1 protein-coding gene is annotated in these 1,316 nt (G+C 63.1%); it reads left to right on the forward strand.

What is annotated here, in order from left to right; all coding sequences use genetic code 11:
* Positions 1-371: 371 nt before the first annotated feature.
* Positions 372-1,316: trypsin-like serine peptidase (locus AW273_RS00020; protein WP_062343954.1), on the forward strand; the 945-nt coding region annotated here is incomplete at its 3' end.

Raw genomic sequence — 1,316 nt, forward strand, 5'->3', positions numbered from 1 at the left:
GATCGTTACGATCGGGCCTTTTGTCGTTTTTGCGCGTCCGGCGGAAGTAGGGCAACCTCCAATCCGGTTCCATCGAACGCCAGTGATTTACATCACATTCACAGCATCTTCACAGATCCCTGTGGTTCCCTACCGCGCCCACAGAGATCGAACAGACGGCACCCGAGCTGCACTTCCGTTTCGAAGATCATCATGACAAGCCCGCCGACGACTCGTCAGATGGATCACGAAAAGATCTCTGCGCCTCATGGATGATCGGAAACCGTGGATTTCGCTGCGGACCCCCACAAGATCGGCTGTAGGGTCCACTCATCCCTTTCCTGACGCATGGGACGCAGGACGCGGCCCACGTACAGACCAAGGAGTTCCCCATGAAGCGCACTCTCGCCCTCGGTGGCGTGGCGGCGGGCCTGCTGGCCTCCGCTCTCGTCACCCAGCCGGCTTCCGCCGCCGGTGACGTCGCCAGCGCCCCGCTGGCCACCACTGGCATCGCGGCCAAGAACATCGCGGGCATGTGGCTGGCGGAGAACGCCGCCAACCTCGTGGCCGCGACCCCCTACGACGTGGAGACCCAGGTCGTCGGGAAGCACGTCTCGACCGGTGGGCCGACCGCCGACACCAAGCCGGGTGTCGTCCCCGCCATCGGTGACGAGAAGAAGACCACGAGCACGTCGAAGAACGTCAACCTGCCCAAGACCACGGGCAAGGTGTTCTTCTCCGACGGGTTCGAGAACAAGGGAACGCGGAACCACCCCAAGTGGGTCGCCAAGAACCCGCACTGGTGCACCGCCACCTCGATCCAGGCCGCCTACAAGAACCTGGTCGCGACCGCCGGTCACTGCGTGTACAACGTGGAGACCAACAAGGCGACGCTCGAGAACTGGATCTTCGTCCCGGGCTACTACCAGGGCAAGGCTCCGTGGGGCGTCTACGTGGGCAAGCAGGCCTTCACCCACTACGACTTCGACGTGTACGAGGACGGCGACCGCAACTACGCGTTCGTCACCGTGTACAACGGCATCAAGCTGCCGGCGAACGGCCTGGCCGACTTCGACAAGCTGTGGCAGCTCTACGGCCTGAAGTCGCTCCAGGAAGTCTCCAAGGAAGTCGCTGACACCTACAAGCACTCCTGGCTGAAGGACGGCAAGTACTACGTCTGGAAGTACACCGACGCCGGTCGTCTCGGCGACAACGTCGGTGGCCAGGGCTTCGCCTACAACCAGAAGGTCGGCCAGAGCGTCTACGTCTTCGGCTACCCGAGCGGCAAGCACCCGGACGGCAACCACGCCTACTCCGGCCAGACCCTCAAGTGGACC

The sequence above is a fragment of the Herbidospora yilanensis genome, assembly GCF_001570565.1.
GTDB classification, from domain to species: Bacteria; Actinomycetota; Actinomycetes; order Streptosporangiales; family Streptosporangiaceae; genus Herbidospora; species Herbidospora yilanensis.